Source organism: Niallia circulans NBRC 13626 (assembly GCF_001591585.1).
Taxonomy (GTDB): domain Bacteria; phylum Bacillota; class Bacilli; order Bacillales; family Cytobacillaceae; genus Niallia; species Niallia circulans.
The window spans coordinates 171,417-196,014 of the sequence record NZ_BCVE01000003.1; the positions used below are offsets into that span (position 1 = coordinate 171,417).

Here is a 24,598-nt window from a genome sequence, read left to right on the forward strand (position 1 = left end):
AATGTTAACGTGTGCAAAAGGAGGAACTATAGTGGAAAAGCTTTCAAAGCAATTAAAACCTAATTTGTCTTTTTTTCCAGAAAAGGTCATTCAATTTGGATCAGGAAATTTCATGAGAGGATTTCTTAATTGGCAACTACAACAAATGAATAACCAGCATTTATTCAACGGTAGTGCTGTGTTAGTGAAGCCGACCAAGCATGTTTCGAATCCAACCTTAGAAGAACAAGATTACCTTTATACTGTCGTGCTTGAGGGGTTCTATCAAGGTCAAATGGTTCAGACGAGTGAAATTATTACAACTGCTAATCGATTAATTAATCCTTATGAAGAATGGGAAACTTATTTACAATTGGCAGAACAAGAAGAATTGGCCTTTATTATTTCTAATACTACAGAAGCTGGAATACAATTTGATGAAAGGGATTGTTCTATCGATCAACCTTCAACTAGTTTTCCTGGAAAACTTACTGCCTTACTATTCAAGCGCTTTCAATTAAAAAAACCAGGATTTACGATTATTCCTTGTGAGTTAATCGATCGTAACGGTGATCAACTTAAAGAAATTGTCTTACAATATGCAAGTCTATGGAATTTAGAAGAGGAATTTATTAGCTGGATTCATGCTGAAAATATATTCTGCTGCAGCTTAGTAGATCGCATTGTTCCAGGTTATCCACGTGATACAGCAAATCTGCTTAATGAGGAACATGGCTATATTGATAACTTAATGGTTAAAGCAGAGCCTTATTTATTATGGGTCATTGAAGGTCCACAAGAATTAAAAGAATCATTTCCTCTCGAAAAGGCGGGATTGAATGTACTGGTAACCGATGATATGACACCATATCGAGAACGAAAGGTTCACTTATTAAATGGCCCGCATACAGCGATGGTCCCACTTGGATTACTTGCTGGTCTTGAAACTGTGGAAGATGTGATGAATGATGCAGATTTTGCGGTCTTTATTAATCAATTAATGCAGCAAGAAATTATGCCATTATTACCTCTCCCTTTAGATGACTTAAAGGCATATGCAAAATCTATAATCGAACGCTTTAAAAATCCCTTTATCCGCCATGAATTATCATCCATTGCTTTAAACAGTGTTTCTAAATATAAAGCACGCTTATTACCGCTGCTAATTAAATACCAAGAAAAACAGCAGCAATTGCCTCCATATATGACTGCTTCTCTTGCTGCTTTATTCCTAACCTACAGGGGAACACAATATAAACCAAAGGATAGCGATGAAGTCCTTGAGGCCTTTTCAAACGCTTGGGAAAATCCTGAAACTATCGCTTTTACTATTTTGAATGACAAAAATTTATGGGATACAGACTTAACCACTATTCCTAACCTTGCGGAAGAAGTAACTGCATATATCCATATGCTTAGAAAAGACGGTGCCCGAGCTGTTTTACAAAAGCTAAATAACGAAAAGCGGCCTCCTTCTCTATTAAAACTAAATGAGCGAGACAATGTCGCGGTTGCCCTAAGACCAATTAACGCAGCGGAAACAGTCTATCTTGATGGCATCTCGATCACAGCTAAAGCTGATATTCCCCAAGGCCATAAAATAGCCTTAACTGATATTCAAAAATCTAGCAATGTGATCAAATATGGCTATCCTATCGGACATACGCTGACGGAGATTACGCGGGGGGATTGGCTTCATACGCATAATGTAAAAACAAATTTAGATGGAGAACTTGAATATACGTATGAGCAAGATATCCACCAAGTAAAATACCCTAAAAAGGATCTTACCTTCCAAGGATACAGACGGGCAAATGGAAAAGTAGGAATTCGCAATGACTTATATATTGTACCGACCGTTGGCTGTGTAAACGGAACGGCAGAATATATGCTGAAAGAATTTGAAGCTCTCCATCCTGACTTAGGTACATTCGATAATATTACCATTTTAAAGCATCCCTACGGCTGCTCCCAATTAGGAGAAGACCATGAAAATACTCGCAGTATATTAATAGACGCTGTGAGCCACCCGAATGCTGGCGGAGTACTTGTTTTTGGATTAGGCTGTGAAAATAACGTTGTTGCTGAATTTAGAGAGTTACTAGGAGATTATGATGGAAAAAGAGTTAAATTCTTAGTTGCACAAGAGGTAGGCAACGAAGTAGAAGCAGGCTTAGAACTATTAGAAGAGATATATGAAGCTGCTAAAAATGATCAGAGAGAACCTATTCCAATTGCCGAGCTAAATGTTGGCCTAAAATGTGGCGGTTCCGACGGTTTCTCTGGAATTACGGCTAATCCGCTATTAGGAGCTTTTTCGGACTTCTTAATTTCCCAAGGGGGCAGCACTATCCTAACAGAAGTCCCTGAAATGTTTGGTGCAGAACAAATGCTTATGGCTAGAGCAGAAAATGAAAAGGTTTTCGAAGATATCGTCCATTTAATCAATGATTTTAAACACTACTTTCATTCTTATGGGGAGCCTGTTTATGAAAATCCTTCCCCAGGAAATAAGGCTGGAGGGATTACCACTCTAGAAGATAAATCATTAGGCTGTACACAAAAGGCTGGAACAGCACCGGTTGTAGATGTACTGCAGTATGGAGAGAAAATCTCCAAAAAAGGGCTAAGCCTATTGCAAGCACCAGGCAATGATCTAGTAGCTTCTTCTGCGCTTGCCGCTGCTGATTGTCATTTAGTTTTATTTACAACAGGCCGAGGAACGCCTTTTGGCAGTTTTGTTCCAACCGTAAAAGTAGCAACCAATTCTACCATTTATGAACATAAAAGGCATTGGATGGACTTTAATGCCGGTCCTTTACTAGAACGACCAATGAATGAAGTATTAGAGGAATTTATTGAAAAAGTAATAGCGGTCGCAAGTGGAGAAAAAACACGTAATGAAGCAAATGGTGTTCGCGAAATCGCTATATTTAAAACAGGAGTTACTTTATAAAAGATAGGTCAATGAGGCTATGATAGAGAAGATTTATAGAAACATAGTGTTAACCTGTGGTGCATTCATTGAAAGTAGTAATGCTGACGCTCTCTCTGTTTCCTTTTGCAATCTATCGTTGAGCTTTTGGGCACTGAGACAATAAAAGCACTATTAAACACGAATTATAAAAAAATAACGAAAGAGGGATTCTAATGTTTCTAAATGACCAATTTCTATTAAAAAATGATATCGCTCAAAAACTATTTCACGACCATGCAAAGCAGATGCCTATCATCGACTATCATTGTCACTTAGATCCGAAAGAAATTTATGAGAATAAAAACTTTAAAAATCTTACAGAAGCCTGGTTAGCAGGTGATCACTATAAATGGCGATTAATGCGCGCAAACGGTATCCCAGAGACTCACATTACTGGCGATGCCTCTGATTATGACAAATTTTTAGCTTGGGCACGCACAGTACCTAAAACAATTGGTAATCCCTTATATACATGGACCCATTTAGAGCTAAAACGTTTCTTTGGCATTGATTTATTACTGAATGAGGAGAATGCCCCTCTTATTTGGGATTTAGCCAATGAGAAATTGGCTACCGCTGACTTTAAGCGTCGCAATATTATCATCAATTCAAATGTTAAAGTAGTTTGTACGACCGATGACCCGACTGATGATTTGCATTACCATGAACGCTTAAAGAACACAGAACGACATTTTCAAGTACTTCCCTCTTTCCGTCCCGATAAAGCATTAAATATTGACCAAGATGGATTTATCGAATGGGTAGAAAGGCTAAGTATACAATCACATATTACGATTAATTCCTATCAAGGATTAATAGAGGCACTTAAAGCACGTGTTGATTATTTCCATCAAATGGGCGGAAAATTATCGGATCATGCACTGGATATATTGACCTATGAAGAAGCAGATGAGAAAACACTGGAATTGATTTTTCAAAAAAGACTTAAAAATGAAGCATTATCCCCATATGAAATCAGTGCATATCGTACAGAAACCTTAACTCGCTTAATCGGTTTTTATCATGAGCATAATTGGACAATGCAGCTTCATATCCATGCATATCGCAATACGAATTCAGCAATGTTTGACCAATTAGGTCCTGATACTGGATATGATGGTGTGAACGATCTCCCTCTTACCATACCCTTGCAGCGTCTGTTAGACCGTGCAGAAAAAGAGGGGAAATTACCGAAAACAATTCTTTATTCCCTGAACCCAAATGACTTCTTTGTTTTAGCTACTTTAATGGGATCTTATCAAAAACACACACCTGGAAAGCTTCAGCTAGGTTCAGGATGGTGGTATAACGATACGAGAGCTGGGATGCGCCATCAATTAACCGTTCTTAGTGACACTGGTCTCCTTTCCACCTTTGTCGGGATGTTAACAGACTCACGAAGCTTTCTATCGTACACAAGACATGAATATTTCCGCCGAGTGCTCTGTGAATTTATCGGAGAAATTGTCGAACGAGGTGAAGCCCCAGAGGACGAGGACTTGCTTGGAAGCTTAGTTAAGGACATTAGCTACCATAATGCTAAACAATATTTCGGATTTGAGCATTCTTATGTCGAAAATCATCAATGATAACTATAACCACAGTTCAGAAGAAAATCAGCATATGACATTACACCTTTCCCTTTTAGATAATAAAAAAAGACCCTTCATTCTCGTTTGTCCAGGTGGAGGGTACCACCATTTATCTGAAAAAGAGGCACAGCCAATTGTAAAATGGCTTCATTCGATTGGTTATCATGCTGGAATTCTCTATTATCCTGTTGGAACAATCAATCATACAAGCATTATAAAGGAACTAGAAGAAGTATTTAGTCAACTACGAAATAATGCCAAGGATTGGAATTTATTAGAAAATAAAATAGGTGTGCTTGGCTTTTCTGCTGGTGGACATCTAGCAAGTCTTGCTTGTACCAAAATAAACAATCGTGCTAATGCGCTAGTATTATGCTATCCAGTTGTTACCTTCACGGAACCTTATGGGCATTCTGGAAGCCGAGAGCATTTTTTGGGGAAAAATCCGCCTAACCATTTAGTTGAGGCTTATTCGATTGAACATTTGGTCGACGAACATATGCCGCCCACCTTTATGTGGCACACTGCTGATGATCAATCAGTCCCTATTCAAAATACCATCATGTTAGCCGAAAGTTTAGCCAAATTTAACATTCCTTTTGAATATCATATTTTTCCTTCTGGGAAACATGGGCTGGCATTAGCAGAGGAATCTCCCTATGTCCATCGCTGGTTGAGTTTAGCAGAAGCTTGGTTAAAAACTACTTTGTCATGATAATCATTTCATTAAAGTGAATATTGGAGGGGGAATTATGTCAGACAAGATAACTATATTTCTAGCAGGTGATTCTACCGCCGCAGAAAAAACACCAGATAAGCGTCCAGAAACGGGTTGGGGAGAAAAACTTTCCTCCTTTTTCACAGACCAAATTATTATTGATAATAGAGCTGTAAATGGAAGAAGTACCAAATCTTTTATAAACGAAGGACGACTAACTGCCATTGAACAGGCAATTCGTCCTGGAGATTATCTCTTTATTCAATTTGGACATAACGACCAAAAAGATGACCAAGCTCGCGGAACAGATCCATACGGAGACTATCAAACAAACTTGCATACATTTATTCATACCGCCAATAAGCATAACGCACACCCAGTATTACTTACTTCCGTTTCTCGAAGGCATTTTAGAAATCAGCTTATTGATCATATGTCTCTTGGTGAATACCCACAAGCTATGAGGGAACTCGCCAAGACTTACAATGTAACACTTCTAGATATTCATAAAAAATCAATAGACTTGTTTCAATCCCTTGGCCCAGACTTATCCAGGAACCTTTTTCTCCACCTTGAGGCCCATGAATCCAGCAATTATCCAAATGGAGTAAAAGATGATACTCATTTCAATGACCAGGGAGCCGGTACAATTGCCAAGCTGATATGTAATGCAATAAAAGGAAGTGATCTACCTTTAAAAAAGTTTTTTAAAAATTAATTCAGGAGGGAATCCAATGTTAACACTTAATCTTGGTATTCGTGCTCATGATTTAGGCCAACTAAGCCTCGAGGAATTATGTAAGCAGTTAAGAGACTATCAATTTACCAATATTCAATTTGCGATAAAAAAGTCTTTTCCAGATTATGTCCCCTCCTTTCAAAGTCTATCACCAGGAATAGCCAGTTTTTTTGGCGATTACTTTGCTAATAACGGGATAAAAATTAGCACATTAGGCTGCTATGTTAATATTTCGAGTCGAAATCTTGCTGTGCGCCATAAGGCATTAAATGATTTTAAAACCCATATACAGCTTGCTCGAGATTTTCGTGCCAGCCTCGTTGGTACAGAAACTGGCAGTGTAAGCGAAGGTTTTACTCCTGAAAATTTCACAGAAGAAGCTTATCAAATCGCTAGGAGCTCTGTGCTGGAACTAGTAGAATATGCTGAATACTTTGGAATAACGGTGGGAATCGAAGCTGGGCTTAACCACCCTCTCTATTCTGCTCCATTAGCAAAACGTCTCATAGACGAGGTACAGTCTCCTCATTTAAAAATCATTCTAGATATTGCGAATCTAATAAACGTCCATAATGTCTCAGAAAGAGAATTTATTCTAAATGAAGCATTAGACTTGTTACATGATCATATTGCTATGATTCATCTTAAAGACTTTACAGTGAATAAAGGAAAAATAGAGATCGTCCCTGTTGGTAAGGGAATGCTAAACTTTGAACCAATTCTCACTTATCTAAAATACGATAGACCTTTTCTTCATGCTACTTTAGAAGAAACACAAGGAAACGCAATTGGGCCAGCCATCACCCATATAAGAGAGATGTATCACCGTTTATAAGGCGTTTTTAAGGAGTGAATACCTTGGATACATTAGAGGAAATTGTTCAGCAAAGCTATGACACCCACCAAAAGAACTCTTTCAAAGTACTAATCCATCTCTACAAAGGACATTATATAAAACTATTGTTATCTGCTGTTTTTTATACGATTAAACATATTCCAGCATGGGTCATGCCGATTGCAATAGCCAATGTAATAAATGCCGCTACCATAAAAGATGGTGGCGGCATTCGTACCATTTATATAAATGCCATCATTATGGTGATTCTGGTATTACAAAATATCCTCACTAATTATTATCATACGAAATATAATAGTATAGCTATTCGCAGCGTGGAATCCGGACTACGCGCTTCTCTTATCAAAAAATTGCAGGAATTATCCATTCCCTTTCATAAAGAAATGCAGTCTGGACGTCTCCAATCAAAAATCATGCGAGATGTAGAAGCTGTTCAAACTCTTTCTTCCCAAGTATTCGTCTCGAGCTTAAACATACTTGTGAATTTAATTGTTGCACTAGGAATAACTTTATATAATAGTCCAACTGTTTTTTTATTTTTTATTCTAACTGTTCCTATTTCTGCCATTATCATTGTAGCCTTTCGAAAAAAAATTAGGCACTCGAATTCAGAATTCCGAAAAGAAATGGAAGAAACATCAGCACGAGTCATTGAAATGATTGAATTAGTTCCCATTGCTCGAGCACATGCTTTAGAGAAGCAAGAAGTCTCTCGTTTAAATAATCGTTTCCAGCAAATTTTGTCAAAAGGATTTCATTTAGATATGATTCAATCCTTATTTGGAGCTGTAAGTTGGGCTAGCTTTCAACTCTTTCAAATTATTTGTTTAGTATTTACCGGTATTCTTGCATTAAAAGGAACCATTACTCCTGGTGAAGTCGTCATGTATCAAACATACTTTACAACAGTAGTTAACTCTGTTTCTAGTATGATTACTTTAATTCCAACTATTGCAAAAGGAATGGAATCTGTTGAATCTATTGGCGAAGTTCTTACAGCAGGTGAAGTGGAGAAACATGAAAATAAAAAAAGACTAAAGGAAGTAAAAGGGCATTTTGTTATCCAAAACGTCGCATACCGCTATACAAATGAAAAGAGGGACATTCTCCATAGTTTAAACTTAGAAATAAAACAAGGAGAAACAATTGCCTTTGTGGGAGAATCTGGTTCTGGAAAGTCCACCATTCTTCATTTATTAATTGGCTATATCCAACCGACAAAAGGAAAGATCCTATTAGATGGGCACGATATGGCCTTTCTTGATTTACGCTCATATCGAAATCATTTGGCAGTTGTACCTCAATCAACTATTCTCTTCTCTGGAACGATTAGAGAAAATGTTACTTACGGAATGCCTAGCGTCTCAGAAGAACGCCTAAAGGAAGTTCTTAAAGGTGCAAATCTTTGGGAAGTCATTCAGAAATTGCCCGATGGTTTAGATACAAAAATAGGGGAACACGGAGATAAACTGTCTGGTGGGCAAAGACAAAGGGTCTCCATTGCCAGGGCACTTATCCGGAATCCAAAGGTAATTATTCTAGATGAAGCTACCTCTGCCCTTGATAGCCATTCCGAAACAAAAATTCAAGAAGCATTATCTATTTTATGCAAAAATAGAACCACCTTCATCGTAGCCCATCGATTATCCACCATAAAAAAGGCCGATAAAATTGCTGTGATTGAAAATGGTAGCTGCAGTGAATTTGGTACATATGACGAGTTAATGGATAAAAAAGGTAAGTTCTTCCGATTAAAACAACTACAAAGCTAGTAGAAAGCAGATGATCCCCTATCTAAAAGGGGATCCTGCTTGCTTTGGCTGATTTCCTATCCGCTTTGGCTGATTCCCTCCCTACTTTGGCTGATTCCCTCCCCGCTTTGGCTGATTCCCTCCCCGCTTTGGCTGATTCCCTCCCCGCTTTGGCTGATTCTCCCCCCACTTTGGCTGATTTCCCTTCTAATTTGTTAAGATATCACCTCCCCTTTCACTAATTTCTAACTCATTATTCCTATCTATTATTCTTCTGATGAAAATCCACTCCATTTTTACTTCTTTCTTATAAAAAAAGGCTTAAAATAAATGCCTTCCCTAAAAAGAGCGGTCCTCACACATTATTGTTATTCTTTTATTTGAGCATAGGCTCTAAATAAAATTGCAAGATAATAATTCTAGTGAAAAAAATTTCCCTTGTATATAAAGATGTTTTCAAAAATTTTTATCGGGGTAATGTATTGGTACGTCTATCCCTTACATAGCAAAAACAATATACGATTAAAAAAGATAATAATGAAATATATCCCACTTATTATTCAAGTAAAGTAATTGCCTTTCGCAGTCTAAGAATCTTATTTAAAAGGGATAGAACGACAGGTTAGCAAAGGAGATGAACTTCGATTTACATTTCAAATATAACGATAATAATGGACACTAGAAAAAAGCATTATTATAAGAGGAGGAGAAAGTAAATATTATGAGTGACCAATTAAACCCTGACAGTAGGAACACCAACACGAATAAAAAAAATAATTTAAAAATCATTGCCATTATCTCTACATTTGGTGGTCTTCTTTTTGGATTTGATACTGGTGTAATAAATGGGGCCTTACCCTATATGGCTCGTCCAGATCAGCTAAACCTCAATGCAGTTACTGAAGGTCTTGTTACTAGCTCGCTCTTATTTGGAGCAGCATTCGGAGCAATGTTCAGTGGGAAACTCGCAGATAGCTATGGACGAAGAAAAGTCATTTTATATTTAGCTGCAGTTTTTCTTATTACAACATTAGGATGTACTTTCGCACCGAATTTCCCCATCATGGTTACTTTCCGCTTCTTACTAGGTATCGCTGTTGGAGGAGCATCAGTAGCTGTCCCTACCTTCTTGGCAGAAATGTCTCCTGCTGAACGACGTGGTCAAATGGTAACCCAAAATGAATTAATGATCGTAAGCGGTCAATTACTTGCCTATATTACAAATGCTATTATTGGAAATACAATGGATGGTGCAGGAAACGCTTGGAGATACATGCTTGTCATTGCAACCTTACCTGCTATTGTCTTATGGATAGGAATGCTTGTTGTACCTGAAAGCCCTAGATGGTATGCATCAAAGGGCAGGTTCAAAGATGCTTTTCGTGTATTATTGCATATTAGAAAAGAAAAACGAGCAAAAGCAGAGCTACAGCAAATTAAAAAAGCAGTGGAAACAGAAGCACATGTGGAACAAGTTAGCTTTAAAGATTTGGCTGTACCTTGGATTAGAAGAATTGTCTTTCTTGGTATTGGGATTGCCATCGTTCAACAAATCACAGGGGTAAATACCATCATGTTTTATGGAACACAAATACTAGAAAGCACTGGATTCTCTACCGAGGTCGCTCTCATTGCCAATATCGCCAATGGAGTAATTTCTGTATTAGCTACCTTCCTGGGAATTTGGCTGCTGGGACGTGTAGGAAGAAAACCAATGTTAATTATCGGACTAATCGGTACTACAACAACTTTACTACTAATTGGGATTTTCTCCTTCACTTTAAACGGAACAACTATTCTACCCTTTGCTGTACTTAGTATGACGGTTACTTTCTTAGCATTTCAACAAGGGGCTATCTCACCAGTAACCTGGCTTATGTTAGCAGAAATATTCCCTTTAAAACTTCGAGGGTTAGGGATGGGTATTTCTGTATTTTGCTTATGGATAACAAACTTTCTTATTGGTTTAATTTTCCCAATTCTTCTCGATAAGATTGGCTTATCTAATTCCTTCTTCCTTTTCACCGTACTTGGAGTATTTGCCATAACATTTGTTAGCAAATTCTTACCAGAAACAAAAGGAAAAACATTGGAACAGCTCGAACAGTATTTCCGAAACTTTGATAAGGATTCCCGAGGTGTTCAGAAAACCAATATTGGAGAAAAACAATTCCATTCTTAATAAAAACAAATTGAAATATATAATCAGTTCATAAAGAGTTCCCCTTAGAAAAGGAGGAGCTCTTTCTTATTTTTACATTTTGCATTTTTTCAAACCATTTATTTTACATTTGTATAAAAAATCAGTTCATTTCATTGCATTTTATATAGTGGATTTAAAAACATTAATCATTTTATTACTTTTATACTTTTTCGCGTTGAAGCATTAAAAATAATCATTGACGATTATCTAGTTATTACATATAATAAACTCCAAATTCAAGGAGAATGGGGAGTTTAAGGTGAAAGAGTTTTTCAGTAAATTATTAAATGGTATGAGTATCGGAATTGTTGTCTCGTTAATCCCAAATGCATTGCTTGGTGAAATCTTAAAGCTCTTTATTCCTTTCTTTCCTCCGCTTCAGCACGTATTAGATATTACTGCGTTTATTATGAGTTTATTGCCCGTGCTAATTGGTGTAATGGTAGGAATATCCTTTAAGCTATCCTCTATACAGACAGCTAGTATTGGTATTGCTGCAATGGTTGGTAGTGGTGTTGTTCAAAAAACAGCGGAAGGGTTATTTACGTTAAATGGTATAGGGGTTGTTTTGAACACAGGTATAACCGCAGCGCTTGCGGTATTATTTGTCCGTTTTATCGGTGACCGCTTGAAGGCCTATTCTATTCTTCTATTACCAACATTATGTATATTAATCCCCGGAATGGCTGGGTACTTATTATTACCATATATGAAATCTACTACTGGATTAATTGGCATCGCAATCGAAAATGTTACAAACTTACAGCCAATTCTCATGGGTATCATTATCGCTGTCTTGTTCTGTTTAATTATTCTTTCTCCTATCTCAACAGTAGGTGTAGCAACCGTTATATCTCTGTCAGGAGTTGGCTCTGGAGCAGCAAACCTTGGCATTGTGGCAGCAGGTATTGGATTGGCTATTGCAAGCTATAAAGCAAACTCTTTAGGTACTGCATTAGCACATGTTTTGGGATCCCCTAAAATACAAATGGGTAATTTCTTTATGAAACCGAAGATTGTTATTCCAATGATTATTACAGCTGCTGTGTTGGGCGGATTGGCTGGCTATTTAAATATACAGGGAACTCCTTATAGTGCTGGTTTTGGATTATCGGGATTAGTCGGGCCCATGAATTTTATGCGCTTAGCCGATGGTGGTTGGACTAGTAAAAACATTACGATTATGGTTTCTACCTTTTTAATTATTCCATTTCTTTTAAATGTATTCCTACTGTATATTTTTTCAAAAAAATTAAAAATGATTAAATCAGACGATTATAAGTTGAACTTTGATTAAATTTTAGTCAGAAAAATAGAGGATACCAGTCTATAAAGCCTGATATCCTCTACTATTTTTCTCTACTTTGCGATTGCGATAATGCCCTCTTCATCATCTAACACTAATTTCAACCCCATATATGGGTCCATATTTAAATATTCATCTAACCACAATCTGAGTGCTTCAATCATATTTTGAGTGATAAGGACTTGTTTTCGATCATGTACATATGCTTCTGCTGAAAAGCCATAATCATCATCATACATTAGCTCTACTTCTACTTCCTCTGGTCGCACTTGTTTTTTTCGTGCTACATAGACGCAGATTGCATTGATAATATCCTGTTCTGGAATGATTAATTTCTCCAATTATTTGCTTCCTCTCTTTTTTTGTTTCGATAGAAAGTAAATATTCTTTTAATTAAATTGAATACTAATACAATCGCAAGGATATTAATGAAAAGCCCTAATATAGACCCAAATGCTCCCATATTAGCAAAAAGGCTGCCAAACAACAGACCGGCAAGTCCTCCAACCATTAACCCTCTCATTAGACCTCCACCTGAGAAGAAGCCACCAGATTTTTTCGCTGTCGTTGATTGATTAAATTTTGACGTATCGTTTGTATTATTTTTCTTTTGGAAAAAAGAATTTGTATTACTATTATTGTTGTTATTGAAGCTTCGTTTCCCAGATTTATAAGACTTTGCTTCTACCGTTGTTACAGAGTCTTGAAATACTATACTTACTGGTGATAAAACTAAACCTAACGTGAGAATTGCTGACAAAATTTTCTTCATATTTTTCTATTCCTCCTAAAAATTTGTTTTGAAATTGACATACTAATTTATAGACTTTATCATTCTCCTTGCTTCCTTAGTATTTGCAAGAAAAATAAAAAGCCTTTCCATTAATTTGGTAAAGGCTTCTAATTTCTATCTATTTATCCCTTTACCAAGAACGGCAAAGGTCTCGCAAACAACATCTCGTTGCCAGTTAAGCCGGCGATTTAATCGCGTATTGACGACGTAACTGTAAGCTACTCCCCTTTGGAGTATGCAATTTTTAAGTATATATACATTTTAATATAAACAACTTGTCTAGTCAACTTATATGGTGTAAGCCTCTTCACCTATGTTTCCTGAGATTCCGCTAACTACTAAAAATTACACCTCCTATTTTTTGTAAATCAATGTATAGGATTAACTTATTTTCACACCCTATATATATAATTCCAAAATTAGTAAGTAGGTATGTAAATGAGCGCAACACTAACCTTTCCAAAAGCAAAATATAGCACAGCAGGTATCACCTATTTAATGTATCAAAAACCAAGTACTGTTGCTTGGTGGTCTGCTGTTTTCCCTGGATTTGGTCATTATCTTCTTAATCAGTATGCCCGTGCAACATTGCTGACTGTTTTAGAAGTAATTATTAATACTGGTGCCAATATTAATGAAGCGATGGTTTATTCTTTTTGTGGAGAAATAGAATTAGCAAGATCCGTTATTCATTTAGATTGGATGATTGGATATATTGTGATCTATTTAATAACAATAGGCGATAGTTACCGCTCTGCCGTACAATTAAATAAGTATATTGAATTATCCACACCTGATTTAGCCAGCTTGGAGATATTCCCATTTGAAATACAATATTTGCAAAATAAGAGCCCTCTTTTAGGGGTCTTCTACTCACTTTTCTTTCCTGGATTGGGCCAACTGTACAATCACCGGATATTTTTAGGTTTTTATGCAATATTTTGGTGGTGGGTATATATTTTATTATCACATGCACATAAAGCTATAATCCTGACCATTACTGGCGATTTTGCTTCTTCTACTGCTATATTACACCCACATTGGTTACTTTTTATGCCTTCCATCTTAGGTGGAGCCGTTTATCATTCCTATATAACATGTATACAACATAATATTCTTGCAAAAGAATCACAGCAAAAACGTTTAACAGACAGATATGTCGGTTCCAAATTTAGCATAAGAGGTGTAAAGGGATGATTATTGTCGGAACATTCCAGCCATCTATTGAAATTGAACGTGCACTTTTTGAAATGGAAGCACTAGGTGTTCCGCCAGAAGAAATGATGGTCCTATATATGAATGAGATTCCTCCTATCAGCAGGAAAAAAAAGGCTTCTGCCGATATTCATGTTTCATCTTTTGAAATTGGCGTTGCCTTTGCTACTGGTATGGCTGTGATAGGTGCCAGTATTGGTTTTAAATTAATTCTAGGACCTATCTTTAGCGGTCTTCTCGCTGCTATTATCGGTTTTTTTTGTGGTTATTGCCTGTACTATCTTTTTCATCGGAAGAAAAAAGACAAACTGTCTCAAGGCTTGCCTGAAATCATTGTGCTTATTCAAAGCACAAAAGAAGTTGCCCCATTAATTAAGGAGATTTTATGGAAACATAAAGCACTAAGCGTTGGAATGAGAAAGAGATTGTAAAAGAAACGAATAATAACAAAAGCCAAAATCTAATTAGTAAGTATTATGGCTTTTGTGACTATTCGTTTTTTTGATGAATATCTTTTTTAAACGAATTGACTAAATTAATTTAGAAAATTTAGATATTTTATCCATACAATATGCAAAAGAACATGTTAATATATTGGCATGGTATATCGATGTAAGGAGTTCTTACATCAAATGTGAAAGGGGGATGGCATTCAATATGAGCTTAGAGGACTTAAATAATCGAGTACAAACAGATCTAGCTTATCTTAATTACGGAGGACAAAACTGGGTTCGTCCAAAAATTCATGCGGAAGGACATGTTTTCGATGTGGTCATCGTTGGTGGAGGTCAATCAGGATTAGGGATTGCATTTGGTCTTTTACGCGAAAGAGTATCAAATATTCTTGTTATCGATGAAAATAAAGAAGGACTTGAAGGACCATGGGAAACCTATGCTCGTATGGTCACCTTACGCACTCCTAAACATTTAACTTCCATCGACCTTGGTATCCCTTCACTAACCTTTCGTTCCTGGTGGGAGGCACAATTTGGTAGAGAAGGATGGGAAAAAGTCGACAAAATCCCTCGTGGAGAATGGATGAATTACCTTAGATGGTATCGTGACATTCTGCAATTACCTGTTCAAAACGAAGTGAAATTGACTTTAATTGAACCCATAGAAAAAGGGATACACCGACTCCATATTAAAAGAAAGAGAACCGTTTCATCCTCCTTACTCGCTCGAAAGGTAATTCTAGCAACCGGCATCCAAGGGGGAGGAGAATGGCATGTCCCAGCCATGATATCCGATAATCTCCCTTCTTCTTTATATACTCATACTTCTGCATCCATCGACTTCCCTTCCTTCAGAGGAAAAAGGGTTGCCATTTTAGGTGGGGGTGCATCTGCATTTGATAATGCTAACTTCGCTTTATCACAAGGGGTAGCCGAAGCCCATGTATATGTCCGCCGTCATAAAATGCAGCGCATTAATCCGATTAGGCAGATGGAAGTATCCGGTATGATTGAACATTTTCCCGCCTTAGCAGATGATGATAAATACGCTAGTATTGCCCATTTTTTCCAGCATAACCAGCCACCAACAAATGATACTTTTAATCGAGCGTCTTCCTGGCCCGGTTTTCATTTGCATCTCGGTTCTCCTTGGCTGAAAGTAGCCAAAAAAGGAGAACAAGCAGAAGTAACTACACCAAAGGGAACCTTTTTATTTGATTACTTAATCATTAGCACAGGTTTATTAACAGATCCACGATTGCGTCCAGAACTACGTTTAATCGAAAAGCATATTGCCCGTTGGAAAGATCGTTATAAAGCCCCGGAAGAAATAGCATCTCCTATGCTTGATGCACATCCTTATTTAAGTCATGGCTTTTCTTTCATTAGCCGTGACACAGAAGGAGAAGCATTACTTCACGGTATATACTCGTTTAATTATGCTGCCCTCATTAGCTGTGGTTTATCTGCTTCAGCATTATCTGGCATGAGATATGGCATTCCCCGTATTGTAACAGCTGTTACGAATGAACTATTTCTGGATGATAAAGACATGAATTTAAAAGACTTTTTTGAATACGATACAGAAGAATTCACTGGAGAATGGCCTGTGAATCAAAAGGATCCCTCCAAAGTTATTTAATAACAAGCTAAGACTCTTTTATGCAGTCTTAGCTTGTTTATTTTGTCGTGTTTTAAATACAGGATGCTGGGTATTAATTAAAAATAACGGATTATAACTGATACATACTATCATTTAGGGGGTATTGAAATGGTAAATAAAAAAATGGACCAATTAAAAAAATACACCATTAATAATGATCAAAACGCGGGATTAACGACCAATCAAGGCTTAAAAATGGCAGAAGATGAATTCTCCTTAAAAGCAGGATTAAGAGGACCTACTTTAATGGAGGACTTTCACTTTCGGGAAAAAATGACTCATTTTGACCATGAAAGAATTCCTGAGCGCATTGTTCATGCCCGAGGAGTTGGTGCACATGGCGTCTTTCAATTATATGAATCCCTTGAAGCCTATACGAAAGCTGACTTCTTAAACGATCCAAATAAAACAACACCTGTATTCGTTCGTTTTTCTACTGTCCAAGGATCTAGAGGTTCTAGTGATACTGTTCGCGATGTACGAGGATTTGCCGTTAAATTTTATACAGATGAAGGTAATTATGATTTAGTTGGCAATAACATTCCCGTCTTCTTCATTCAAGATGCCATTAAATTTCCTGATTTTGTGCATGCTGTAAAACCTGAGCCACATAATGAAATTCCACAAGGAGCAAGTGCACATGACACATTTTGGGACTTCATTGGTCAAAATCATGAATCAGCCCATATGGTAATGTGGGCAATGAGCGATCGTGCTATCCCGCGCAGCCTCCGCATGATGGAAGGTTTCGGAGTCCATACCTTCCGCCTTATAAATAAAGAGGGGCAAGCCCATTTTGTTAAGTTTCATTGGAAACCAAAGCTTGGAATTCATTCACAGGTTTGGGATGAAGCACAAAAGGCTGCTGGAAAAAACCCCGATTTCCACCGTCAGGACTTATACGAGGCGATTGAGAAGGGCGACTATCCTGAATGGGAGCTCGGTCTGCAACTTATTCCTGAAGAAGACGAATTTGCCTTTGATTTCGATATATTAGATCCTACAAAAATATGGCCGGAAGAGGAGGTTCCTGTTAAAATTGTAGGAAAGTTAACCTTAAATCGTAATGTCGATAATTTCTTTGCGGAAACTGAACAAGTTGCTTTCCATCCTGGGCATGTTGTTCCTGGAATCGATTTTTCTAATGATCCATTATTACAGGGACGTCTATTCTCTTATACAGATACGCAATTATCTAGACTTGGCGGACCCAATTTCCACCAAATTCCGATTAACCAACCAGTTTGTCCTTTTCACAATAACCAACGGGATGGTATGCATCAAATGACCATTCACCATGGACAAACAAGCTATCATAAGAATGCATTGAATAATAATCAGCCGGAACCAGTACCTGTTGAGCAAGGCGGTTATGAGCATTACCAAGAAAAGGTAGATGGTAGAAAGGTTAGAGGTCGCAGTGATAGTTTCCTTGATTTCTATTCACAAGCTAAACTTTTTTATAATAGCTTAGCACCATTTGAACAACAACATATAAAAGATGCTTTTAGCTTTGAACTTGGAAAGTGTAAATCAGAAGCGGTGAAAAACAATGCGGTCGCTCTCCTTAATCGAATTGACCGCAGTATTGCTGAAGAAGTGGCAAAAAACATTGGAGCAGTATTACCTCAAGAAAACCTAGAAGTAAAGTCAGTGAAAAAATCTCCAGCCTTAAGCATGGCAAATACCATAAAGAAACCTGACACTCGTTGTGTAGCGATTCTTTTAAATGGAGAGCCGGACAGCGCCCAATTACTTCAATGGGTTCAGGCTTTAGCAGCGAATAAAGTGAATTTCAGCATCGTGGATAAACATCTGCGTACGATAGACGGAGAATTAAAAGTAACGGACACATACGATACTGCTGATGCAAGCCTATTTGATGCTGCACTACTTATTAGCACCAGTACGAAGCTGGAAACGAAAGCTATTGAATTTATCGAAATGACTTTTAATCATTATAAACCTTTAGGTATTTCCATTAATGATTATGCAGCATTAGAAAAAAGCCGCATAACAATAAATGAACCAGGGATATTCGATCTTGCTAAAAATACGATTAATGATTTTATTACAGGTATAGCGGAAGCTCGATTCTGGAATAGAACAGTATAATATAATAAAAGAATGCTTATGTCTTGAAGGCATAAGCATTCTTTTGTTCCCTGCGCTCTCCATGTTGCAAACCGTCCCTTCTTTCTTCATTCCTACAAATTGAAATACGTTTTTTTCATGAGATTCTTTTGCATATGGCGTCTTTTATTCTTTTCATCAAAATATAAGATAGGATTAAAATTTTCTTCATATAAATCTAAAAGCTGTATATCTTTTATAAAGCCGTTTTCCCTGCATCCTTCTAACACATTTTTCAATAGGGCACCATTTAAGCTTTCCTTGCTTGGATGTGTAAAGATAATCAATACGTTCATAAAAACCCTCCCATATGGTTATCAATTGATAATTGTTATTTGATAACTTCTGTGCTATTTTACCTTTGAGGTGATTCATTTTGAACGAAGAGCCATTTTTTCAACAGTTTATAACATTTACTGCTTCTGTTTATCAACTAAAGCATGCGTTAACCAATGATTTAAGACCAAATGATTTAACTCCCATTCAGAATAGTATTCTTAATATGTTTCCATTAATCAGCCGTTATCCAAAGTGAAATCAGCGACTGTCTGCAAATATCACTACTGAATACAAGCCGAGATTTGAAAAAATTAACGGAGAAAAATCTAATTAAGAAATTTACAGATGAAAAAATCGCAGAAAATAATTTATGTCACTTTCAGATGAGGGAAAAAGGGTAATGAATCACGTTTTTCTTAAAATGGAAATAAATTAAAGAAACGAATAGGCCACCTTTCTGCTGAAGAATTAGAGGAAATAAATACTGCGATGGCATTTTTACAAAGCAAGATGTTTTTTAATAAATATACAGAGGTGAATAATCATGTACCAGCCCTCCTCCTTTCTACCACCTAAAAGAAGTTTAACGGTATATGGAAATAGCACATTGTCGCTGGAACCAAATATTTGTAAAATAACGCTTGGTATTAATACAGAATCGAAAAATGTAACAACTGCCCAACAAGAAAATGCCCGTCTACATCAACAAGTCATTACAGCCATTTTGGGTTTAGGCATCCCCTCCTCCAATATCCAAACAATAGACTATACTATTTTTCCGCAATATGACTTTGTGGAAAATAAACAAGTATTCAAAAGTTATAAAGTAACCCATCTGCTATCTATTCTTGTCGAAACCATTCAGCTTGCAGGTAAGGTTATTGATACAGCTGTACAAAATGGCGCTAATCAAGTCATGAGTATTCACTTTGATGTCAGCAGTCGTTCCGAACATTACGAACGAGCGCTTCAAGGGGCCATTAAAGATGCTTTGTCAAAGGCAAGGGCCATTGCTGAAACTCTGCGTATAACCATCGATCCTATCCCAGTAAAGGTTATAGAAATCCCATCTGGTTCTAGTATTCCTATGCCTTTAGCAAAGATGTCGTTTGCGGAGGTTGGAGGAGTGTCTACTAATCTTGAACCCGGACAGCTGACAATTGATGCGAAGGTGGAAGTCAAATTTTCTTACTAAGCCCTTTTATTCCTCCAAAATTAGCTATGCTGAATTCCCGTTGAAAAATCAGATCCCATCACTTTAAAATGCCTTCTATTTTCTAATAAAAGGCATTTTTGCGTCCCACTCCTTTATGTAATAATCCTCTTCAAAATGATAACGTTTTAATAAAATTTTCCCATTCCATGAAAAATCTTTGACATCCTGATCAAAATAATGTAAAGTACCTAATGGTCGAACATTTCTTAAATAATTCGACCCTAATATTCGTATTTAGGAGTGTATTTAATGGATAACGTGTTTGATTACGAAGATATACAATTAATTCCCGCTAAATGTATTGTGGATAGTCGTTCAGAATGTGATACAACCGTTACACTAGGCGGTCACACTTTTAAACTTCCCGTGGTTCCTGCCAATATGCAAACTATCATTGACGAAAAAATCGCTGTATACTTAGCTGAAAATGGCTATTTCTATATTATGCACCGTTTCCAGCCAGAAATGCGCAAAGCTTTTATCCGTGATATGCAATCCCGTGAGTTAATTGCTTCTATCAGCGTTGGGGTAAAAACGGAAGAGTATGACTTTATATTACAATTAGCAGATGAAAACTTGGTTCCTGAATTTATTACAATCGATATTGCTCATGGTCATTCTAACGCAGTCATTGCCATGATTAAACACATCAAAAAGCACTTGCCTAATAGCTTTGTTATTGCTGGTAACGTGGGAACTCCTGAGGCAGTAAGAGAGCTTGAACATGCTGGTGCAGATGCAACGAAAGTAGGTATCGGACCTGGTAAAGTTTGTATCACCAAAATTAAAACAGGTTTTGGAACAGGCGGCTGGCAGTTAGCTGCATTGCGTTGGTGTGCAAAAGCCGCAAGCAAACCTATTATTGCAGACGGCGGTATCCGCACACATGGGGATATTGCAAAATCCGTTCGCTTTGGGGCAACAATGGTTATGATCGGCTCTCTTTTTGCTGGACATGAAGAATCTCCAGGAGAAACCATTGAAAAAGATGGAAAGCTTTATAAAGAGTATTTCGGTTCTGCTTCTGAGTTTCAAAAGGGCGAAAAGAAAAACGTGGAAGGAAAAAAAATGTATGTAGAGCATAAAGGTCACTTACAAGATACGTTAACAGAAATGGAACAAGATCTTCAATCCTCTATCTCTTATGCTGGTGGAAACAAATTAGATGCCATTCGCAATGTAGATTATGTTATCGTGAAAAACTCTATTTTTAATGGAGATAAAGTGTATTAAATAAAATAGCACATATTAGTAACCCCACCCCTTATACGAAAATTTATGCTAGCATAAATTTTCGTATAAGGGGTGGGGTTTTTTGATTAAACACGAAATGGAAGGGAGCGAATGACCACTCTACTTATTTCCTTACTAGCTTAAAGAATGTTCGTCTTTCTCCATTCTATACTTTATTTTGTGCCAATCTCTTTGATTTTACTAAAACAGCCAATTAGGAGAGTGACATAGGTTAAAATCCCAGTTATAATATAACTAACTTCTAGATTAATCCTCTTGGATCCCCAAAAATAAAATAGAAAAAGAAAGGTTGATTGTACTTTTATGAAGAACTTTTCCTTCCACACAAACCACCGTGAACGAGAAAAATCCCCAGAAACAAGAATTAAACTGATTCCTCTTACCGGCACCCAAAGCAGAAGTGAAATACTAAAGAAAATAGAAATCAGCTCTCAATTTAATATGCGTTATCGAGGACTATATGAATATTATGGAGATGATTTAATAGCATATAAAAAGGAAAATCCTGCTGATTATTTCCGCAATGAATTTCTGCGAACATTCTCCAGTTATCTCACTGACTATCTAGAAGATAACATGCCGGCATCTTGGCATAAATGCAAGAAATCTTTTATCGAGTTACTCCTCCTTATTCACCTGCCTAATGCTTTAAAAATTTCCCAGGAACGTAATAGTATGCAGCACTTTATATCTGAATTTAAAAAGTTTTCCATATGGCTGGATCACAGAGAAAAAACGACGTGGACAAAAATGTCAGCTTCTTATGGACAGACATTCCATGAACTACAGTTATGTGAAGATTTGTTAAATAGATTATATCTACAAATGTATCCACAATTTTTTGCATCAGATTGGGATTATCAAAAAGATTTATCAAGAGTTAGGCAGCTCTTAGAGGAATGCACAGAGGTGGAGGATAATTTCTTTCAAATAAGCACTATTGATAGAAACACCGTTTATTTTTCCAATCTTCATACAAAGAAACAATTTCAGGTAAATAATTTTCCGATTGAGGAGCAATTTCTTGGGCTGATTCTTCATGGTTCCATCGGCCGCTTAGAAGGCCATTCATCGTGGTCTCTGCTTCTTACAGCAGGAGTGTATCCAAAGCGAGCAAAAAGATATTTAACTTTAAGAGAAAATTAAGATAAACAATAAAAACATCGAGGCAAAAAAATACATATGCTTCGATGTTTTTTTGTTTATCCATTAATTCTTCTCTTTATATAGGACGTATAATTATTATTATCTAATAAATAACGGTATAATTATAATTATACATAATTGAGGGTTGTTAATTAAATAAGATATACATAAGTTTTCTTATCATCATAATAGACAAGGAGTTATAAGAATTATGACTATTCTTTTAGTAGATGACAATACTGTCAATCTATTTGTAATGGAAAAAATACTTAAAAATGCTGGATACGATGATTGTGTCTCGCTAACCTCAGCTAATGAATTATTTCATTATCTACAACTTGATGCTCCTAATTCCACAGGGAATAGTGTGGACTTAATATTACTTGATATTATGATGCCAGAGATTGATGGCATTGAAGCTTGTAAACGCATTAAAAAAGTGGAAAACCTCAAAGATATTCAGATTATCTTTGTCACAGCATTAGAAGATAAAAATAAACTAGCAGAAGCGTTGGATATTGGCGGCGTTGATTATATTACAAAACCTCTAAATAAAATAGAACTCCTCGCAAGAATACGCGTTGCATTGCGATTAAAAGCAGAACTGGATTGGCATACCCAACATGAAAAAAAGATTCAGTATGAATTAGACTTAGCCACACATGTACAAAGAAGCTTATTAAGTTCACCTTTACAAGACGAACATATGCATATCGAAGTTTCTTACCTGCCTTCTTTTAATCTTGCAGGTGATATGTATTATTGGCATAAAATAGATGAAGATAAATATGCCATTATCCTTTTAGATATGATGGGGCACGGTATTTCTGCCTCTTTAGTATGCATGTTTATCTCCTCTGTCCTAAGAGAATCCGTTAAACAATTAGTACAGCCTGACCTTGTTATAAAAGAATTAAATCGTTATATGACTTTACTAAAAAATGAAAAAGAGGGGCTGCCTTTTTACTTTACAGCTATTTATCTAGTAATCGACACAAAGGAGAAAACAGTAAAGTATGTTAATGCTGGGCATCCTTATGGTTATATGCTAGTTGATGAAAATGATGTTGTGGCATTAGAACAAAGTACTTGTGCTGTAGGATTTTTTGACGAAATGGAAATTAATACAAAGGAGATCTCCTTTGAAAAAGATGTCCAAATTATTCTTTATACGGATGGGGTATTAGAAGCGATGGGCCCTTGTGAATTCGAGGCAGAAAAACAAATCCGATCTATTTCCTCCAAAAGATGGGAACACACTAGTTCTGTAATGGATTATTTACTTACAAAAGAACAGCAGTCTAATCAACCAGATGATATGTGTGTCTTAATGATCCAAGCAAAAGCAAATAACTGACATATTATTGTTGATTATTTACATAATAAAAGAAAAAGGATTTCTCTTCATAGGAGAAATCCTTTTTCTTTATAACAAAGAGGCAGCACTGTTCGAAGAGCCTTAATAAATCTTTTGATAAAGTCTTTCGCCATCATCAAGTTCTCTATATTTTGGCATTACTTCAACAAAACTTAATGTCTCTTTATCCCCTAAACCTAGAAACCCATCTTTACTTAAACTCTCATAAAATAGATGATGCACTTGATTTTGAAGCATTGGGTTAAAGTAAATGAGTACATTTCTACAAATAATAACATGAAATTCATTAAAGGATTGATCTGTTACTAGATTATGCTGCGCAAAAATAATATTTTTCAACAAATCAGAATGAAAGTAAGCATATTGATGATCGGTTTTATAATATTCCGAGAAAGCATTCTTCCCACCAGCAAGCATATAATTTTTCGTATATGCTTGCATTTTGTGGAGAGGAAATGCACCTTTGCTTGCCTTTTCCAGCACAGTTTCATTCATGTCTGTTGCATAAATAACCGTCTTATCCTTCAATCCCTCTTCTTCTAATAAAATAGCCATAGAAAAGACTTCTTCGCCAGTAGCACAACCAGCATGCCATATCCGAATTTCTTCAAGATTTCGTAAATGCGGGATGATTTGTGCTCTAAAAGAACGAAAAAAGCTTGGATTCCTAAACATTTCTGTTACATTGATTGAAAAATCATTAAGAAGTTGTTCAAGGAATGCCTCTTCATGAATCACTCTTTCCAGCAGCCTCGTAATCGTAGGAATATTATCCATCTTCATTCTATAGTAAATTCTGCGTGTAATAGAAGATCGGTTATATTGACGAAAATCAAAACCTGATAATCGAAAAATCCCTTCGAGCAGCAGATCTACTTCGATGTCTGCATGATCTTGGTTCTCTACCTCTTGATCATTATTCAGGAATGGATAATCCATCTCCGT

At 36.6% G+C, this 24,598-nt stretch carries 20 protein-coding genes and 2 pseudogenes; 18 read left to right on the forward strand and 4 right to left on the reverse strand.

Translation table 11 applies throughout. The features are described from left to right. Position 1: 1 nt before the first annotated feature. From BCI01S_RS25880 to BCI01S_RS05160, 9 genes and pseudogenes are all read left to right on the forward strand, one after another. A pseudogene (locus tag BCI01S_RS25880) lies at positions 2-1,420 on the forward strand (tagaturonate reductase); the annotation flags it as partial. 36 nt (positions 1,421-1,456) lie between these two features. Continuing rightward, positions 1,457-2,935, forward strand: a pseudogene (locus BCI01S_RS25885) (UxaA family hydrolase); the annotation flags it as partial. 194 nt (positions 2,936-3,129) lie between these two features. After that, entirely contained in the window at positions 3,130-4,545 is a 1,416-nt protein-coding gene (gene uxaC / locus BCI01S_RS05130; RefSeq protein ID WP_061797020.1) for a glucuronate isomerase, read from the forward strand. Next, positions 4,526-5,263, forward strand: a complete 738-nt coding sequence (locus BCI01S_RS05135) for an alpha/beta hydrolase (protein ID WP_061797025.1) — start codon at positions 4,526-4,528, stop codon at positions 5,261-5,263. The genes uxaC and BCI01S_RS05135 overlap by 20 nt, the downstream gene beginning before the upstream one ends. Before the next feature lie 37 nt (positions 5,264-5,300). Then, a complete protein-coding gene (locus tag BCI01S_RS05140) occupies positions 5,301-5,984 on the forward strand; it encodes a rhamnogalacturonan acetylesterase (RefSeq protein WP_061797029.1) in 684 nt (227 codons plus the stop codon). 16 nt (positions 5,985-6,000) lie between these two features. Beyond that, the gene (locus BCI01S_RS05145; RefSeq protein ID WP_061797031.1) at positions 6,001-6,840 is read left to right on the forward strand and encodes a sugar phosphate isomerase/epimerase family protein; all 840 of its coding nucleotides are present in this window, start codon (positions 6,001-6,003) and stop codon (positions 6,838-6,840) included. A gap of 23 nt (positions 6,841-6,863) precedes the next feature. Continuing rightward, complete coding sequence (locus BCI01S_RS05150) at positions 6,864-8,633, forward strand: ABC transporter ATP-binding protein (RefSeq protein ID WP_082810002.1); 1,770 nt, start codon at positions 6,864-6,866, stop codon at positions 8,631-8,633. Between the two features lie 700 nt (positions 8,634-9,333). Next, positions 9,334-10,794, forward strand: a complete 1,461-nt coding sequence (locus BCI01S_RS05155) for a sugar porter family MFS transporter (RefSeq protein ID WP_061797042.1) — start codon at positions 9,334-9,336, stop codon at positions 10,792-10,794. 280 nt (positions 10,795-11,074) lie between these two features. Then, entirely contained in the window at positions 11,075-12,112 is a 1,038-nt protein-coding gene (locus BCI01S_RS05160; RefSeq protein ID WP_047940898.1) for a PTS sugar transporter subunit IIC, read from the forward strand. Between the two features lie 62 nt (positions 12,113-12,174). Here BCI01S_RS05160 and BCI01S_RS05165 read toward each other — a convergent pair whose 3' ends face one another. After that, complete coding sequence (locus BCI01S_RS05165) at positions 12,175-12,462, reverse strand: YxcD family protein (protein ID WP_047940899.1); 288 nt, start codon at positions 12,460-12,462, stop codon at positions 12,175-12,177. Then, a complete protein-coding gene (locus tag BCI01S_RS05170) occupies positions 12,450-12,893 on the reverse strand; it encodes a hypothetical protein (RefSeq protein WP_061797046.1) in 444 nt (147 codons plus the stop codon). Before BCI01S_RS05170 ends, BCI01S_RS05165 begins: the two co-directional genes overlap by 13 nt. 459 nt (positions 12,894-13,352) lie before the next feature. Between BCI01S_RS05170 and BCI01S_RS05175 the strand changes: the two genes are divergently transcribed. The 4 genes from BCI01S_RS05175 to BCI01S_RS05190 all read left to right on the forward strand — a co-directional run bounded on the left by BCI01S_RS05175 (position 13,353) and on the right by BCI01S_RS05190 (position 18,362). Beyond that, positions 13,353-14,111: a hypothetical protein gene (locus BCI01S_RS05175; RefSeq protein ID WP_047940901.1), complete on the forward strand. Its 759-nt coding sequence runs from the start codon at positions 13,353-13,355 to the stop codon at positions 14,109-14,111. After that, positions 14,108-14,560, forward strand: a complete 453-nt coding sequence (locus tag BCI01S_RS05180; protein ID WP_047940902.1) for a hypothetical protein — start codon at positions 14,108-14,110, stop codon at positions 14,558-14,560. Before BCI01S_RS05175 ends, BCI01S_RS05180 begins: the two co-directional genes overlap by 4 nt. Before the next feature lie 226 nt (positions 14,561-14,786). After that, complete coding sequence (locus BCI01S_RS05185) at positions 14,787-16,226, forward strand: NAD(P)-binding domain-containing protein (RefSeq protein WP_047940903.1); 1,440 nt, start codon at positions 14,787-14,789, stop codon at positions 16,224-16,226. A gap of 129 nt (positions 16,227-16,355) precedes the next feature. After that, positions 16,356-18,362 (forward strand): catalase, encoded by a 2,007-nt coding sequence (locus BCI01S_RS05190; RefSeq protein WP_047940904.1) that lies wholly within the window; start codon positions 16,356-16,358, stop codon positions 18,360-18,362. Positions 18,363-18,454: 92 nt separating this feature from the next. Here the strand turns inward: BCI01S_RS05190 and BCI01S_RS05195 are convergent, their stop codons facing one another. Continuing rightward, on the reverse strand, positions 18,455-18,676 hold the full coding sequence (locus BCI01S_RS05195) for an NAD(P)H-dependent oxidoreductase (protein WP_053215590.1): 222 nt from the start codon (positions 18,674-18,676) through the stop codon (positions 18,455-18,457). Between the two features lie 80 nt (positions 18,677-18,756). Between BCI01S_RS05195 and BCI01S_RS25165 the strand changes: the two genes are divergently transcribed. The 5 genes from BCI01S_RS25165 to BCI01S_RS05215 all read left to right on the forward strand — a co-directional run bounded on the left by BCI01S_RS25165 (position 18,757) and on the right by BCI01S_RS05215 (position 23,632). Then, positions 18,757-18,915, forward strand: a complete 159-nt coding sequence (locus BCI01S_RS25165; RefSeq protein WP_156485388.1) for a hypothetical protein — start codon at positions 18,757-18,759, stop codon at positions 18,913-18,915. 288 nt (positions 18,916-19,203) lie between these two features. Beyond that, positions 19,204-19,854 carry an SIMPL domain-containing protein gene (locus BCI01S_RS05200; protein WP_047940905.1) on the forward strand — a complete coding sequence of 217 codons (651 nt, stop codon included), beginning with the start codon at positions 19,204-19,206 and terminating at the stop codon, positions 19,852-19,854. A gap of 270 nt (positions 19,855-20,124) precedes the next feature. Further along, positions 20,125-21,108 carry a GMP reductase gene (guaC, locus tag BCI01S_RS05205; RefSeq protein ID WP_047940906.1) on the forward strand — a complete coding sequence of 328 codons (984 nt, stop codon included), beginning with the start codon at positions 20,125-20,127 and terminating at the stop codon, positions 21,106-21,108. Positions 21,109-21,432: 324 nt separating this feature from the next. After that, on the forward strand, positions 21,433-22,275 hold the full coding sequence (locus BCI01S_RS05210; RefSeq protein WP_047940907.1) for a hypothetical protein: 843 nt from the start codon (positions 21,433-21,435) through the stop codon (positions 22,273-22,275). A 211-nt stretch (positions 22,276-22,486) separates the two neighbouring features. Further along, positions 22,487-23,632, forward strand: coding sequence for a fused response regulator/phosphatase (locus tag BCI01S_RS05215; RefSeq protein WP_047940908.1), 1,146 nt, complete (start codon positions 22,487-22,489; stop codon positions 23,630-23,632). 102 nt (positions 23,633-23,734) lie between these two features. Here the strand turns inward: BCI01S_RS05215 and BCI01S_RS05220 are convergent, their stop codons facing one another. Next, positions 23,735-24,592 (reverse strand): CheR family methyltransferase, encoded by an 858-nt coding sequence (locus BCI01S_RS05220; protein WP_047940909.1) that lies wholly within the window; start codon positions 24,590-24,592, stop codon positions 23,735-23,737. Positions 24,593-24,598: the final 6 nt, after the last annotated feature.